The organism is Marinimicrobium koreense (assembly GCF_003762925.1).
In the GTDB taxonomy this organism is placed as follows: Bacteria; Pseudomonadota; Gammaproteobacteria; order Pseudomonadales; family Cellvibrionaceae; genus Marinimicrobium; species Marinimicrobium koreense.
In genome coordinates this window covers 2297882-2313269 of sequence record NZ_RJUK01000001.1, presented here as the reverse complement: position 1 = coordinate 2313269, position 15388 = coordinate 2297882, and the positions used below count along the sequence as shown (strand labels likewise).

General features: G+C 59.9%; 14 protein-coding genes. 8 read left to right on the top strand and 6 right to left on the bottom strand.

What is annotated here, in order from left to right:
* The first annotated feature begins 9 nt into the window (after positions 1 to 9).
* From EDC38_RS10105 to EDC38_RS10095, 3 genes are all read left to right on the top strand, one after another.
* Positions 10 to 645, top strand: coding sequence for a CDP-alcohol phosphatidyltransferase family protein (locus EDC38_RS10105; RefSeq protein WP_123638408.1), 636 nt, complete (start codon positions 10 to 12; stop codon positions 643 to 645).
* A 95-nt stretch (positions 646 to 740) separates the two neighbouring features.
* A complete protein-coding gene (locus EDC38_RS10100) occupies positions 741 to 1775 on the top strand; it encodes an alpha/beta hydrolase (RefSeq protein WP_246004378.1) in 1035 nt (344 codons plus the stop codon).
* Between the two features lie 185 nt (positions 1776 to 1960).
* Positions 1961 to 2227, top strand: a complete 267-nt coding sequence (locus EDC38_RS10095) for a hypothetical protein (protein WP_024461393.1) — start codon at positions 1961 to 1963, stop codon at positions 2225 to 2227.
* Here the strand turns inward: EDC38_RS10095 and EDC38_RS10090 are convergent, their stop codons facing one another.
* Positions 2228 to 4654: a glycoside hydrolase family 88 protein gene (locus EDC38_RS10090; protein ID WP_211331066.1), complete on the bottom strand. Its 2427-nt coding sequence runs from the start codon at positions 4652 to 4654 to the stop codon at positions 2228 to 2230. It lies immediately after the preceding gene.
* 184 nt (positions 4655 to 4838) lie between these two features.
* Here EDC38_RS10090 and EDC38_RS10085 point away from each other — a divergent pair, with 184 nt between their 5' ends.
* The 3 genes from EDC38_RS10085 to EDC38_RS10075 are packed head-to-tail and all read left to right on the top strand — an operon-like array spanning position 4839 to position 7239.
* On the top strand, positions 4839 to 5612 hold the full coding sequence (locus EDC38_RS10085; RefSeq protein WP_123638406.1) for a 5-oxoprolinase subunit PxpA: 774 nt from the start codon (positions 4839 to 4841) through the stop codon (positions 5610 to 5612).
* Between the two features lie 3 nt (positions 5613 to 5615).
* On the top strand, positions 5616 to 6308 hold the full coding sequence (gene pxpB, locus EDC38_RS10080; RefSeq protein ID WP_123638405.1) for a 5-oxoprolinase subunit PxpB: 693 nt from the start codon (positions 5616 to 5618) through the stop codon (positions 6306 to 6308).
* Positions 6301 to 7239, top strand: coding sequence for a 5-oxoprolinase subunit C family protein (locus EDC38_RS10075; RefSeq protein ID WP_123638404.1), 939 nt, complete (start codon positions 6301 to 6303; stop codon positions 7237 to 7239). Before pxpB ends, EDC38_RS10075 begins: the two co-directional genes overlap by 8 nt.
* Before the next feature lie 10 nt (positions 7240 to 7249).
* On the opposite strand, the gene EDC38_RS10070 is transcribed toward EDC38_RS10075, so the two are convergent.
* Positions 7250 to 8149, bottom strand: a complete 900-nt coding sequence (locus EDC38_RS10070; protein WP_123638403.1) for a DUF1853 family protein — start codon at positions 8147 to 8149, stop codon at positions 7250 to 7252.
* A gap of 117 nt (positions 8150 to 8266) precedes the next feature.
* On the opposite strand from EDC38_RS10070, the gene EDC38_RS10065 reads away from it, so the two are divergent.
* Positions 8267 to 8872, top strand: coding sequence for a TetR/AcrR family transcriptional regulator (locus EDC38_RS10065; protein WP_123638402.1), 606 nt, complete (start codon positions 8267 to 8269; stop codon positions 8870 to 8872).
* Positions 8873 to 8924: 52 nt separating this feature from the next.
* Here the strand turns inward: EDC38_RS10065 and EDC38_RS10060 are convergent, their stop codons facing one another.
* The 3 genes from EDC38_RS10060 to EDC38_RS10050 are packed head-to-tail and all read right to left on the bottom strand — an operon-like array spanning position 8925 to position 11993.
* Positions 8925 to 9992, bottom strand: coding sequence for a putative urea ABC transporter substrate-binding protein (locus tag EDC38_RS10060; protein WP_123638401.1), 1068 nt, complete (start codon positions 9990 to 9992; stop codon positions 8925 to 8927).
* Positions 9993 to 10011: 19 nt separating this feature from the next.
* Positions 10012 to 10944 carry a hypothetical protein gene (locus tag EDC38_RS10055; protein ID WP_123638400.1) on the bottom strand — a complete coding sequence of 311 codons (933 nt, stop codon included), beginning with the start codon at positions 10942 to 10944 and terminating at the stop codon, positions 10012 to 10014.
* Entirely contained in the window at positions 10941 to 11993 is a 1053-nt protein-coding gene (locus EDC38_RS10050) for an isopenicillin N synthase family dioxygenase (RefSeq protein ID WP_123638399.1), read from the bottom strand. The genes EDC38_RS10055 and EDC38_RS10050 overlap by 4 nt, the downstream gene beginning before the upstream one ends.
* Before the next feature lie 392 nt (positions 11994 to 12385).
* Here EDC38_RS10050 and EDC38_RS10045 point away from each other — a divergent pair, with 392 nt between their 5' ends.
* Entirely contained in the window at positions 12386 to 13492 is a 1107-nt protein-coding gene (locus EDC38_RS10045) for a histone deacetylase family protein (RefSeq protein WP_123638398.1), read from the top strand.
* A gap of 2 nt (positions 13493 to 13494) precedes the next feature.
* Here the strand turns inward: EDC38_RS10045 and EDC38_RS10040 are convergent, their stop codons facing one another.
* On the bottom strand, positions 13495 to 15381 hold the full coding sequence (locus EDC38_RS10040; protein WP_123638397.1) for a sensor domain-containing diguanylate cyclase: 1887 nt from the start codon (positions 15379 to 15381) through the stop codon (positions 13495 to 13497).
* Positions 15382 to 15388 lie beyond the last annotated feature (7 nt).

Below are 15388 nucleotides of genomic sequence, written 5' to 3'. Positions count from 1 at the left end.
AGTCGCTTAATGCTCGATACCCGCCTGATTCCACTGACCCGCCCGCCGCTGCGCTGGCTTGCCGCACGACTGGATCGCCTGGGCATTACCGCCGACCAGGTGACTGTCGGCGGTTTCGTCATCGGGATGTTGTGCATTCCACTGCTCGCGCTGGAATGGTACGTCGCCGCACTGGTGGTGATTGTGCTCAACCGCCTGAGCGACGGCCTCGATGGCGCCCTTGCCAGAATTCAGGGCATTAGCGACTCTGGCGGCTTTCTGGATATCGTGCTGGATTTCATTTTCTACAATGCCGTTCCCTTCGGTTTTCTGCTCGCCAACCCGGAGCAGAACGCGTTCTGGTCCGCGCTGCTGATGCTCTCCTTCGTCGGCACCGGCACCACCTTTCTCGCCTTTGCCATCATGGCTAACAAATACCAGCTCAACAGTCCGGACTACCCGCAGAAATCCCTCTACTACATGGGCGGTTTGGCCGAGGGCACCGAGACCATCGTGGCGTTGGTGCTGTTCTGCCTGTTCCCGCAATACTTCCCCTGGCTGGCGGGCCTCTTCGCTGTGATGTGCTGGATCACCACCGCCGCACGGATACGGGCGGGCTTTACCACCTTGAAAGCCCTGTCACCGAGAGTTCGAACCGTTAATTAGTTGGGGCTGAGCTTTTGCCGGAATACTGTTAAAGTGCATCCGACCATTATGGTCGATGGTCCACAATAACGTTATTCCCGGCAAAGGTATTGGATATGAGATTCCTGACAAAGATACTCGGCGCTGTGTGTATCGCACTCGCCGTGTCTGCATGCTCCAGCGTACCCGTGGAGCACGAAATCAACCATCATCGAGATATCGTCTGGGCCAGCCCGGAAGGGTTTGATCTGACCCTGGATATTGCGGTGCCGCAAACCGACACTCAGGCCCGGCCCGTTTTGGTGGTCATTCACGGCGGTGGCTGGCTGGTGAACGATCAGTCCATCATGACGGACCTGGCGGACACCATTGCCCGACGTGCTGATCTGGTGACGGTGAACATCAACTACCGCCTGCTGGGGGACCTGGATAACACCACCACCATGGATGAAATCGTGGAAGATGCCATGGGAGCGGTGCTCTGGGTGAAAGACAACATCCAGCGCTACGGTGGCGACCCGGATCGCATTGCCGTGACCGGTGATAGCGCGGGCGGGCATCTGTCTGCCATGGTGACGCTGGCGGGGCGCACGCTGAGCAATGACGGCTTTGATTCCAAACCGTTGGGTTTCACCCCGACCTACTTGCCTGAGGGGATGACCGCCGAGGCCGTAGCCAGGGAGGATGGGTTGCGGGTGCAGGCGGCCATTCTGAGCTATGCGGCGTTCAGCCTGTACGAATCGGCCAAAGGTGGTTTCGAGCAGGACAGCAATCCGTTCTGGGCCTGGGGCGGCGCCGAGGCGCGCGGCATGTTTGGCGACGATATCAATGTCGAAGATAATCCCGAGTACTATCAGGCGGTATCACCGGATCAGTACCTGGTCAGTGCCGAGGAGTACCCCTTACCACCCCAGTTTGTTCACGTCGGGTCGGAAGACCAGCTGACGACTCCGGCCAGTGCGCGCGCTTATGTGGATGCGCTGAAGGCCTTGGGCCAGCCTGCCACCCTGAAGATTTACGAAGGCAGGGGTCACGGATTTCTGGACAGTGGTTGCAACGACTACACCCAGGGCTGCTTTGAAGAACTCTCGGAACCGACGGTCAGCGATATGATTGCGTTCCTGAACGGAGTCTTTGAGCTGGATGATTGATGCCCATACTGGGACGAGTACATCTGCGCATCCGCGGTACTGAGCAATTGCGGGGCGGTGTTGCCATCCTCTGGGTAGGGCGCGCCGCCCAAAGTGTGCGTTGACGAGCAGTGAGGATTTACCGGGCTGGCGGTGGTAATGGCGGAGACTATGGCTCTATAATAGTGAATCTTTGCGGGGGTTCTATGAAAAAGCTGTTTTCGCCTATTCTCAATCACTTCGAAAAGGGCGAAGCGCGCTATGCTTACAAGCCCTTGCACCGCACCATTCTGATTGTGGTGGCGGTTCTGTTCCTGGTCATAGCGTCGGGCTCCCTGTTTGCGGCCGTCAAGTTTTCTGTGTTGGGCGGCCTGATCCCTGCCGTGGTTTTTCTGTCGGGCAGTATTGTCTGTGCGGTGGTGGGCCTTCTCGGAAGCGACAAGGCCGTGGCCAACATGTGGAAAACCCGCTGATCAGTAAACGATCCCCACGGTATCCAGGTAATAATCGGTGTAGGTAGTGTATTGCCCGCGCTGCCAGGCAATGACGCTATGGGATTCCTGCGGAATGATCATGGGGCGGATGTTGTGGCGCGCCGGATCATCGGTCACCTGTTCCCACTGAATGTCAGCGGTTTTCTGTCCCTCGCCAATATGCGCGCGAAAAATCTGATGTTTGCCGCCCAATGCTTCCCCGGTTTTTGGGTGAACATCTGTCGAAATCACCACGTGGTTCGGGTCTGACGGGTCGAGCGTGATCAGCCCGGTATAGCTCGCTTCGCGCTCGTACAGTCGGCCGCCGGCGTGGGCCACTTCCCGATCAATCCACTGCGCTCCATCCCAGGACGCCAGGCGGTAGCGTTGGTCGTTATTGCTCAGGTAGAGCGAGTAGCCGATATGGGGATGACCCTGCTCGTCCAGTACGATCGAGCTGGTCCAGGCGCTGTTGTGAGCGCTGAGTTCGTGGCCCCGGAAACCGCCGCCCCCGCCCTCGAATATCCGCTCGGCCTCTGATGGCTTCAGCGGCCCATCCCTCTTCAGGTTTTTGATGAAGCTACCATCAGCCTTGTAGAAACTGCCATTCCGGAATTCGGCGTAGTAAATACTGGTGCCGTGCACTCGTGGGTGAGCGTCGGTAAAGGAAACGGCGATGGTGTCCTGTCCGTTGCTGGCGTAGCGGGGGTAGGGTCGGTTGCGCCCTTCCACCTCACTTTTGATGAAGTGAACGGGGTCGCCCCAGCTGGCGCCTTCATCATTGGAGGTGACGAAGGTGGGGTTCCATTCAATGCCCCGGTAGAAGTTGTAAAGAGTGTCTTCGGCGGCCAGAGCGTACAGGTTCATATAGGTAACCGGCTCGCCGCTCTCCAGCGTGTGCTCTTCGCCCCAGCTCAGGTAATCGTCGCTATCGGAGAAGCGGTAATAGTGCTTGTTCTCGGTGCTGTGACGGGCGTACACCGCCAGCAGACTGTCGTCCGGACGGGCAAAAAACGCCGGGGTATTGTGATCGTCATGGTCAAAGTGCTTGTGCAGGCTGGTTCTGCCCAGGATGACCCGATTTTCCAGATCGTATACCCCCACCGCCGCGTCGCCGATGCCGTTGCCTGCCACCCCGCCGATGATCAACTGCCCGTCGTGAATGATGGCGCGCGGGTCCTGAAACCAGCACCAGCCGCTGTTGTGCATGAAGGTCTGAACGGTGGGCTTGGCGGCTTGATCGTTGGCCGTTTCCTGTGACTCAAGCAGCTTGTAGACTTCCGAGCCTGCGGCCAGAAAGGCACCGACGCCATAGACTTCGGTGTAATCCGGGAAGGACTCCCCCGGTGCGGCGCCGACCGGTTGCACATGCCCCAACAGGCCTTCATCGGTCACCGCATCGGCCAGCGCCTGCCAGGCGTTCAGTACCACTGGTTCATACGTGTCTCGATCCAGAATGCCCTCGTTGATGCCCCAGGCCAGGCCAAAGGTGAAAAACGCCGTGCCACTGGTTTCCTTGATCGGATACTGCGCGGGGTCGCCGAGCAGCCCCATGGACCAGGTACCATCGTCTCGCTGGACGGAGCGGATCTTGCGAGCCATTTTTTTATAGAGTTCGAGATAGAAATCCCGTTGCTCCCAGTCTCTAGGCAGATCGGGAATCATCAGCGCCAGGCCGGCGAATACCCAGCCATTGCCTCTGGACCAGTAAATGTTTTCGCCGTTTTTCTCGCGCTGATCGAAGAAACTGGAGTCCCGAAAGAACAGCTGATCCTCTTCACTCCAGAGCAGGTCATAGGTGGCGAGGTATTCCTGGTGCATGAAATCCAGGTACTTTTCCTCTCCAGTGACTTTCGCCAGCCGGGCCCACACTGGGGGCGCCATAAACAGGGCATCACACCAGCCCCAGCGCTCGTGTGCGTGGGTGTTTTCGGCATTCCAGTCCAGGGTACCGGTTTTCGGGTTTTCCAGTATCCAGTCAAATTGGGACCGCACCGGGTTCAGCATGGCCGGGTCATTGAAGTCTTCGTACAGGGCGAGGTAGAACTGGCCCACCACGTGGTCATCGGCATGGTAGGGGCGCCGGTGCAGGGCCCAGTCGTTGCGCTCGCCGATCATCTTCAACCACTCGGTATACTTGGGATCGTCGGCGATTTTGCGCCACTGGTTCATGCCCGCGTAGAGCGCGCCGTTGTGCCACTCCAGGTCGTGGTATTGCTCCCGGTTGGCCCAGTCCGGTGGGTCCTGAGGCAGGGCGCGGTACTTGCCCTGCTCCTCGAAATGCTCGATCTGCCAGTCGGCCACTTTTTGGGTCAGGTTTTTGACCGATTCGGATGTGAGCTCCGGGGAGCGGGGTTCCGCCGTATGCTGACAGCCAGCGGCCAGCAGTAATGTGCATAGCGATAGGGCGCGCGCAAGGAATCTCATGCGGTTGTTCTCCATTCTCTCGTTTTATTGTTTATGCCGTTTTTACGCAGCAAGAATGCTAGCACTTATTGTAGGACAATACGATATACGGGAGCCCCCGGCGCTCCGCTTCCCAACATGCCCTCGAACCGATTCCGGTGATTAGGGTAAACTCGTGCAACTACTGACGCTTGGAGAGGCCTCTATGACATTCGGCCAGCCGCGCAACCGGCTACTGCTCAACTGCGATATGGGCGAGAGCTTTGGTCCCTGGACCATGGGGCGGGATGAAGACGTCATGCCGCTGGTGGATCTGGCCAATATTGCCTGCGGCTTCCACGCCTCGGACCCGGTCACCATGACTCGCACGGTGCTGTTGGCCAAGCAGGCCGGAGTTGATATTGGCGCCCATCCCAGTTATCCGGATCTGCAGGGCTTCGGCCGCCGCAGTATGCAGTGCAGCCCTCTGGAGATTGTGGCCCTGGCGCATTATCAGATCGGCGCTCTTGCCGGTATTGCCAAAGTGCACGGAATGGCGCTCTCTCATGTCAAACCCCACGGCGCCCTGTACAACGATATGATGCGCCATGAGTCGGTACTGCGTGCCGTACTGGAAGCGGTGGCGACCTACGATGCCTCTTTGCCTTTGATGGTTTTGGCCACGGCCGATAACGAAGCTGTGGGGACAGTGGCCGATGAATTCGGGGTGCGGCTGTGGTTTGAGGCGTTTGCGGATCGGGCCTACGATGAGCAGGGGTTTCTGGTGCCGCGGTCTGTGCCCGGAGCCGTTCATAATGATCCCGAAGTGATTGTGGCCCAGGCGCTCAGCCTGGCTACCAGTGGCCAGGTGCAGACGCTGGAGGGAAAGACGCTGACCCTCGATGCCACCACCCTGTGTGTGCACGGAGATAACGACGACTCGGTGCGGTCGGTGCGGCGTATTCGTGATGCATTGGATGGCTGGTACCAGGAGAACTGACCTTTGGCGGACTGGACTCTAGAGCCCGCCGGAGCGGACGGCCTCCTGCTGCGCTTTGGTGATCGTATTGACCCCGCTCTGGTGCCAAAAATTCGTGCGGCCACGGATTGTCTCGCCAGCCGGTTGACCGGCCGTGTGCGAGATCTGGTGCCCTCTTATACCACCTTGCTGGTCGGTTTTGACCCGCGATACGAATCGTTTGATAGCCTCGCTCCCCTCATTGAGTCGTTACTGAGCGAGCTACCCACGGCGCCTTCCCAGGTCGGCCATCTGGTGGAGATTCCGGTGTACTACCACCCCTCGGTAGGACCCGATCTGGAGCGAGTGGCCGCTTTTCACCGGATTACAATCGACGAGGCTGTTCGCCGCCATACCGCGCGGGAATACACGGTGTATACCATCGGTTTTGCGCCGGGTTTTGCCTATCTCGGCGAGGTGGCGGACGAGTTGGCCACGCCGCGCTTGGACAGTCCCCGAAAGAGCGTACCGGTCGGCTCAGTGGCGCTGGCAGACCGGCAGACGGCAGTGTATCCGGTCAGTACACCGGGCGGCTGGAATCTCCTGGGGCGCACCGCGCTCAAGATGTTCGACTCCGACCGGGACAACTTATGCCCGGTCGCACCGGGCGACCGGGTGCGGTTTGTGTCCATCAGCCGGGACGAGTTTCTCGCGCAGGGAGGGTGGCTGGATGACTGATCGTCCCACCTTCGGACTGACCGTAATCAAGCCCGGTATGCTGACGCTGCTGCAGGACCTGGGGCGGTTTGGCTATCAGCACCTGGGGCTGACCCCCGGAGGGGCCGCGGATGAGCAGGCGTTTCTCTGGGCCAACAAGCTCCTGGATAATTCACCCAACAGTGCTGCCCTGGAAATTACACTGGGGGGGCTGGAATTAAGAGTAGAGAAAGCCATCCGCATTGCCCTGACCGGTGCTGACCTGCAGGCAAGCTGTAATGGCGTGGCATTGGCCAATTGGCAGACCCATAACGTCAAGGCCGGCGATCGGCTGCAATTCGGATTTCCCCGCAGTGGTGTTCGGGCCTACCTGGCGGTGGCCGGCGGGTTTGTGGTCGCTCATGCGTTCGGGTCGGTAGCGACGGTGGTGCGCGAGCAGATGGGCGGGCTCGATGGTCGGGGGCGCCCGTTACAGGAGGGCGACCGTTTGCCCTGTGCCGTTAGTGAGCCCGGAATGTTGCGCCGAGTGCCGCCGCGCTTTATTCCCGACTACGCTGAACCGCTGACTGTGCGAGTGATGGAAGGCCAGCAGCGGGCCCTGTTTGACGACGCGCAGATGAACCGGTTTTACGCCAGTGAGTATCGGGTATCCACCCAGAGCGATCGCATGGGCGTCCGCCTGGACGGGCCGGGGCTGCATCCGACCGAAGGAGGGATTGTCTCCGAAGGCATTCCCTTTGGCGCCATTCAGGTCCCTCCCAGTGGTCAGCCCATCATTTTACTCAAAGACCGTCAGACCATCGGTGGCTATCCCAAACTGGGTACGGTTCACCCGCTGGATGCCTTTGCACTGGCTCAGCGCCAGCCGGGTCAGTTGATCCGGTTCACGTCAGGGTCAACCAATGAGGTCAATGACTACCGGGAATTTCTGCGGTTTATGCACGAGCCGTGATTGAGAGATTTCAGGCTCTGTCGGGCCAAGCGCTGGGCATGACAAAAAAGCGGTCGCGCTCGACCCAGTAGCCGGATTCCGGGTCGGGTGCCAAGGCGGAAAACAGGCGAGGGGTTGCTCTCTCGTGAATCTGCGCGAGTGTGGCCTGGGTGGCCTTGACGTCGGGAGTTGAGGTCTGCATCCAGGGCCCGAGCCAGTGGGGCTTTTTCAGTGGCACCCAGTGACGGGTGTCCACCTGTTCGATGTCTTCCAGATACAACCAGTGCCCGCGCAAATGATCTGGTGGGGCCTGGACCGGCGCGGGGTAGTCCTCCTGCCAGGGATAGAACAGGTAGCCGGGCATGATGACCCGGGCGGTGCGGGGCGTGTCGATGCCGAGCGCCCGCAGGGCTTCTGTGGTTTCCGGGCGGTGGGTCAATCGGCTCTGGTGCTCACGCAGGTGGCGGGTTTTCAGGTCCAGTCGGTCCCGGGCGTTGGGACCGTACCAGAGTGGCTCAATGCCATCGGGGGCCGGATGGCCCAGGTAGAACTTCACGGCAATTTCGTGGTGCTCAAGCTCGCCGGTATCGGGGTTACGAAAAATAAAATCCAGCTCGCCCAGGGTTCGTCCCTGTCCCCGAATCGGCAGATTGTTGATCACTTTTTCCCACCCCAACAGCTCGGTCATCAGGCAGTCGTACAGGCGTTCAAAATACAACCCCAGGCGCGGCGGCGGTGTGTCCCTGAGGAACGCTGGGCCCGCTTCCGGGTGGGCAGCCCAATGGTCCAGCGTCATGCGGATGCGCTCCTGTTCGTGGGGTGATAGATGCCAGCGCCAGGCCTCCTGCCAGAGCGGTGGTGCACTCAGCAGCCAGGCGAGGTGGCGTAGGGGGCTCGATGAATAGCGCGTCGCGGGAATGGGGGTGCTCATGGGGCCAGTGTATCCCAGTTGTTCGGGTTTTACCTTTGACCCGGGTTTTACTTTTGAGAAGCAGGCTGAACTGTGGTCAAATGGTGGCCACGCCCCTGAAGACCCGAGGTAAGCACCATGCCAAGAGCCGCCAAATACGACCGCAAGACCGCTCTCGACAAAGCGGTATCGCTGTTCTGGGCCCGGGGCTACCACGGTACCTCGCTCAAGCAGTTGGAGCTGGCGCTGGATATGCGCCCCGGGAGTCTCTACGCCGCCTTTGGCAGTAAACAGTCCCTGTTTCTGGAGGCGCTGGATGTCTACGCCTCGGACTTACTGAAACAGCTGGACGAGCAGCTCAAGGCGGCCCAATCCCCCATGAATGCCCTGCAGGCTTTTTTGCGCCACATGGTCATCGGGGACTCTCCGGCGTCTGAACCGCCCGCGCGTGCCTGCATGATTGTAAAAACGCTACTGGAGGTGACCGAGGAGGATGAGCCTTTGGGAACCCGGGTCAATGAGCTGTTGACCGACATTGAGGAGATCTTCGAGGACTTGCTCAAGCGCGCCCAGCGCGAGGGCGAACTGCGTGGGGATGTCGATTGTGAGCGGCTGGCGCGTTTGCTTCAGGTGCAGATCATGGGCTTGCGCACTTTTGCCCAGCGGCATGTGGACGATCAGACGCTGGAACCATTGCTCGAAGATGTGAATACGTTGCTCGATGGCTACCGGGTACGGCACTGACTTTCCGGGTCAGTGCCGTATTGGGCTCATCCTTTACCGCTTCCGCTTACCTTTACAGTTTTCCTTCCGCTGCCATCTCGACAAACTCGTTGTTGAAACGCATTTTTACATTGTTCTCGTTACCCCAGATGTCGCCATTGGGCAATTCAATGCCGATGTAATCGGCTGACGGGGCCCCATCGCCCAGCAGTCCGTGGCGGAAGGAGAACTCGGTGACGAACGACATGGTTTCGGCCAGTTGCTCGCTGGTGGCAAACGCCAGCTTCTGCTGCGGGGTGTAGAACAGCTCGGTGGCATCGAGTTGCAGCTGATAGCCGGCCAGATCAGTGCCGGACGCTTCGGCCATCATCTGCTTGGCGGCGCGACCTTCCGGCGTATCGGAATTCATGATCGCCATGGCTTCAAACCAGGCACCGGTGACCGCTTTACCCAGCTCGGGGTTGGCTTCCAGGGTTTCGGTGCGGACTGCCATGATGTCCAGAATTTCACCGGGAATCTGGGTCGAGTCAAACACCTTGTTGGCTTTCGGGTGCTTCATCACTTCGGCCAGTTGCGGGTTCCACAGGGTACTGGCCTGCACCGCCGGGTCGTTGAAGGCGCTGGCGATATCCGCATCGGAGGTGTTGATGACATTGATGTCCCGCTCGGTCAGGCCCACCGATTCCAGCGCTCGGGCTAGCGTGTAGTGGGAGACCGATAGTTCCAACAGGTAGACATCCAGACCTTTTATGTCTTCCAGGCTATCCCGGTCTTTCAGTACCACGGCGTCGTTGCCATTGGAATAATCGCCGGTGATCAGTGCCGTGGTGTCGACGCCTGAGGCCGCCGGAATGGTCAGCAGATCCATGTTGGTCATGGTCGCGCCATCGAAGCGCCCGGCGGTGTACATATTGATCGGTTCAATGTAGTCGTTGATCTGTACCAGCTCGACTTCAATGCCGTACTTGTCGGCCCACTTGTCCATCAGGCCGGTTTCGTTGATGTAGTACCAGGGCATCCAGCCGACGTAGATCGACCAGGCCAATGTGAATTTCTTCGGTTCCTCCTGGGCGTGGGCAAAAACGGCGGACAGCGACAGCAGCGCGGTCAGGGTCAGGGTTTTCAGAATGCGAAGGGTCATGATGTTTCTCCGGTGGCTTTTAATTGAGAACTTGGGTGTAGCGGGTCAGGGTGGCGGCTTCCCGGCCGAACCAGGCTTTGGCCTCTGAGCTCCAGGGTGTGTGCAGATCGAACGGGCAATGCGCCTCCAGGGTGTCGATCAGGTAGCGGCGCTCGTGGGTGACTCCCTCAATTTCAAATCGGTGGCGCACCTCCTGGTCTTCAACGAACCAGTCGGACCTGGCGTCTGGCAAAAGGGGCTGGCCGAGTCGGGCGGATCGGGTGGTGTGGTGAATGGTAAAGCCTTTGGTTATTGAGCCCTGAGCTACAGAGGTTTCAAAATCGAACAGGCGCTGTATCGTGTCCGGACTGGCCGACTCAAGTTGCTCCTGGAGGCTTGCATCGTTCGACAACGGCTCCGGGCGACCGAGCACCAGTGCCGCATGATCGCCTGCGATGATCAGTCCGCCGCCGCGGTGAACGCAGTCACCGGTATCCAGGTTGCGTTGCTCGATCATCCGCAGTCCGATCAGGGGGCCGGCCTCGGAGGGTTGTGCGCGCCAATCCTCTACGTAGGCGCCGCTCGGTGCGAACTCGATCATGCAGTTGCCGATGCGCTTGAGCTCGGCCGGCTCCGGCCAGCGGTTGTGGGTCTGCAGTGCGGTCTCGTCAAACCAGCTCATGAGTTCGCCATCCCATTGCGATCGCGCTTCCCAGCCTTCGTAGTCGGTGATGCGGCGCAGTTCCGCAGGGCTGTATTCATTCAGTGCCTTGGCGGGCACCTGCTGCTCTGCAACCGGCAGTCGCAGATCGATGGTGGTATTGCGGCTCTGGAACCAGTACACGATGGTCTGGTTGTCGGACTCGCCACTGGCGAAACTGATGCAGCGGCGACGAAAACAGCCCAGCATCCAGTCGGGCACGCCGGCGGTGGCCGGTCGAGCGTGACGTTCCAGTAATTCCTGCAGAGTCATACCGCGCCCCCCGCCTTTTGGCCGAACGAGGACAGGCCTTTGGCGCCCTCTGGCAGCTCCAGTTCGCCTCGGGCCAGGCGCTGTTTCAGGTATTCGAACGTCTGAATGGTCTGGGCGTACAGGTGCTCCCCGGCGATCAGGGGTTCGTAGCGCGGTGGCTGATCGTCGCTGACCAACTCGGGCAGCGGTTCAATTACCGTGTCGTAATCGAGATTGCAGAACATCGGGAAGGAGTAGCGCTCCTCGGCCACTTTACGGACCCGGTGAGAGGTAGCCACGAAGGCACCGTTGCTGAGCGCTTCCATCATGTCACCGATGTTGATCACAAAGGCATCGTCCTGCAGTGGAACATCAATCCACTCGCCTGCGCCGTTGAGCACTTCGAGTCCGGGCGCCGTGGGCTTCAAAATGGTGAAGCACTCATAGTCGGTGTGGGCACCAATCCCCGGGGTGTCCGGCGGCAGGTCCGGATTGTACGGGTAGTGAATCAGCCGCAACTGACTGGGCGGGCGACGGATGTGTTGGCTAAAGGTGTCTTCGGCCAGGCCGAGCGCCAGCGCAAAACCGCGAAACAATTGGTGCCCGAGGGCGAGCACCGATTGGTAGTAGGGGAGTATGTCTTCTTTGAAACCGGGCATGTCCGGCCATTGGTTGGGGCCCAGCATCGGGCGGCGATGTGCCGGCTCGAGCATATCGTAGCCAATGTCGTAGGCTTCTTTTTTGTCGACGCTCTTGGCGCCGTAAAAGCGTTCCTCCCCTTCCGGGACGTAGCCGCTGTGATTGACGGAGTGGCCAATGTACTGACGCATTTTTTCGGCGTAGGGCAAGGCGAAGTATGCTTTGGTCCGGGCGATCAGTCGCTCGGTGTAGTCGGCGGGGATACCGTGGCCGACCACATACAGAAAGCCGGCATCGCGGGCCGCCTGACCCAACTGCTCGGCGGCGGCCTGGCGCTGGCTCGGGTCGCTCGACCCCAGGCCCGACACATCGACCACCGGCAGCGTCTGGAAGGCGGTGTGTGGATTGTCTGAAACTTTGCCGGGTGTCATCTGGATTACCTCTCGGTTTGTGCTCAAGGTATCTGGTCGTCCAGATGGTAAGCCGGCCCTCCTCGGCCGTCCGGGTCGTCCCGGGGGTCATGGCATCGCTCAATGATGAAGGCGGACGTCCCGGTCCGTGCCTGATCGCTGGAGATCAAACGGTCCTGTGTGGGCAGGTGCAGAATCCGTACCAATCGCGAAAGTCTGGACTGAAGTGATTGATCTGCATGGGGTTTTTCGAACGTAACAGGATTCGCTTGCTGACGGTCGATGTCCTTGGCGGACGCCGCTGCACCTTTTTGGGGCGGAGGCATGAGTGGTTGATGCTTTTTAGGACACAGCGAAACCTGGGTGGCTGGTATATGCTCAAGAGACAGCAGTTGGACTGAGAGGGGGCAAGCATGACCGGGGGAAAGGAGGTGCTGGTTTGCTATGACGAGCGGGTGCTCGCGCATGAACCGGATACCAACGCGGCATTTTTACCTGGCCGCCTGGATAAACGGGTGCGACAGATCCTCTCGGGGCTGAATGTCCAGTGGCGTTATCCGGAGCACCCTGGGCGGGTGAGCTCGATTCTCGACTTGCTGGTGCGCGAGCCGATTGAGGGTGTTCGTATAATGGGGGGGCGGGCGGCCTCCTATCAAGAGCTGTCGAGGGTGCACACCAGTGCCTACTTACAGGATATTTATGCCTTGCGGGGAAAGAGCGCCTGGTTGGACATGGATACCACGGCGGTTTCGCCCGGTAGTGTCGAAGCGGCGGAGGTGGCGGCGGGAACCGCTATCGCCGCAGTGGAAGCGGTGTTCGATGGTCAGGCCGATCGGGCCTTCGCGGTAGTTCGTCCGCCGGGCCATCACGCTGAACCAGTGCGGGCCCGGGGGTTTTGTCTGTTCAATAATGTTGCCATTGCGGCGGCTCACGCCCAGTCGGCGCTGGGCTGTGAGCGGGTCCTGATTCTGGATTGGGATGCCCACCATGGCAATGGCACCCAGGACATTTTTTATGCCGATCCGGATGTGTTGTTTTTTGACATTCATCGGGCCGCCCCTTTTTATCCGGGATCGGGCTCGCTCGAAGAAGTTGGTGCCGGACTGGGGGAGGGTACCACCGTGAACGTCCCGGTTCCTGCGGGGACCGGGGATCGGGTGTATCTGAAAATCCTGCGTGAACTGCTGGCCCCGGCGGTGGCCAACTTCAAGCCGGATCTCATTTTGGTGTCTGCGGGATTTGATGCTCACGGGTATGACTTGGCGCTGAATGTGTCTTATGAAGGTTTTGCCGCCATGACCGGTATTTTACAGGCGCTGGCTGATGAGCACTGTCAGGGGCGGTTGGTGATGGTCCTCGAGGGTGGCTATAACCTGGAGTCGCTCTCCCATGGCGTGCACTCGGTACTAAAAGTCATGGCCGGGGGCGAGGTGCCGGAGCCCGCCGTCTGTGGTTTGGCTGAGGCGGAAGCCGCCATCGCGTTTCATGGTCCGGCGTTTCGGGCTACGGAGGGCGGCTGACCTCACTGATGTTCCAGCCGGGGCCGGGGGGTGCGGTCGGTGGCAGAGCAGTAATGAATGCAGTCCCGCCCGCGGTCCTTGCCCGAGTAGAGCGCCCGGTCGGCCATCGCGTACAGCTCATCCGGGCTCAGGCTGTAGAGGGCGCTGACCAGCCCGACACCCAGTGAGGCGGTCAGCTGCGTCGGGACACTGTCAGTTGGCGGTGGCGAGGTCGGCAGGGGAATGGTTTTCAGCGCCTGGCGGAAGGCTTCCAGGCGCTCTGAGACGGTGTACAGGTTCCGAGTATAAAACAGTATCGCAAACTCCTCGCCCCCCAGGCGAAACACCGCATCCCCCGACCGTTTCCAGTGCAGTTGCAGCAGGTCGCTTACTTCTTTGAGTAGCCGGTCCCCGGCGGGGTGTCCGTAGTGGTCATTCAGTGCCTTGAAGTGATCCAGGTCCAGAAGTGTCAGGCAGAGGGTTTGAGTGGGTTCACGTTGCAGTCGGCGCAGTTCGCTTTCCAGTTTCGGATAGAACGTGCGTCGGTTGAGCAGGCCAGTCAGGGCATCGGTAATCGACTCCCGCTCCAGTTTGTCCGCCAGGTTCTGCAGCTCGCGGGTTTTGGTTTCCACCCGCTGTTGCAGTTCGGTATTCAATTGTTCTTTCTGATCGATCAGCTGTTGTTGGCTGACCAGATCTTTCTGTTTGAGTTCGTTGATACGGTAGGCCAAAGCCAGGGACAGCACGAGAATTTCGATCAGTGAGCCGAGGTTGAGGGCATTCTCCAATAACCAGCTTGAGGGCAACAAACCGAATACCCGGGCGTAGTAGGCAAACACTGCGCCGATCAACAGCGTCCAGGCGAGCAGAAAGATACGGGCGGAGACCGACCCCTGGAGCGACGCGCGGGCTCCGGCATAAAGCACCGTCAGAAGAATCACAACGGCGATCGGAATCAGCACCGCAAAAGTGGATGCGTAAACGTCCATGACCGCCAGCCCTGTGGGGATCAGCAAAAGGGCGCTGAGCCCCCAGAGCAATCGGCCGGTGAGTGGGAGAGTCTGTCTTAGGTTGAGAAAGCCCTGGGTGAACGCCACCAGGGAGAAAAACAGCCCACAGGACAGTACCGCGACCGCCATATTGTTGAGGGTGGGGTGGTCGGCCAGCAGGCTGATGCCCAGGTAGCCGCGGAACGCCAGATTCCAACTGAGGAAAAAGAACAGGTAGACGCTGTAGAGCACAAAGTTCCGCTCGCGGGTGACCAGGCCGACGATCAGATTGTAAAGCAGCAGGATGGTGATGGCGCCGTAATAAAAGCCGAATCCGAGGGACTCGGCATCATTGCGTTTGAAAAACGCGGCGTCGCTGCTGAGGGTCAGTGGCAGTGCATCGTAGAGACCGTCGTGACTGCTGAAGCGGATCAGCAGGGTTCCGCTCTGATCGGGCGTCAGCGGTAATGAAAGCGCAAAGGCCCGGTAGCGGAAGGGGCGGTCACTCAGCGGCCGGCGGTCGCCGGTATGCCACTCGCGGACAGTACCGCCTTCGATCATCCACCAGGCGTCAATGTAATCCTGCAGGGGTTGGGCAATATCCAGAATCAACCGCCGGGTGCGGGTGTCGGTATTGGTGATATCCAGCCGGAGCCAGTAGGCACGGTCGCTGAAGCTGAAGTTGGGGGCGGAGGATGACAGGGGTTGCCAGTCTCTGGTCGTATCGGCCAACAGCTCTGAGGGCGAGAGGCTGCGCCCCTCGGGTTGCTCGAGGATAAGCGCCCTGCCGGTCAGGTCGTAGGTGTCCTGCCCCGGGGTGATGTTCAGGGTGTGGGACGCGTGCGGATCATTGCCCCAGGCGGGCGATGCGAACAGCGAAAACAGCAGTGACAGACTCAGCAGCCATTGGCGTCTGGTCATCAGGCCC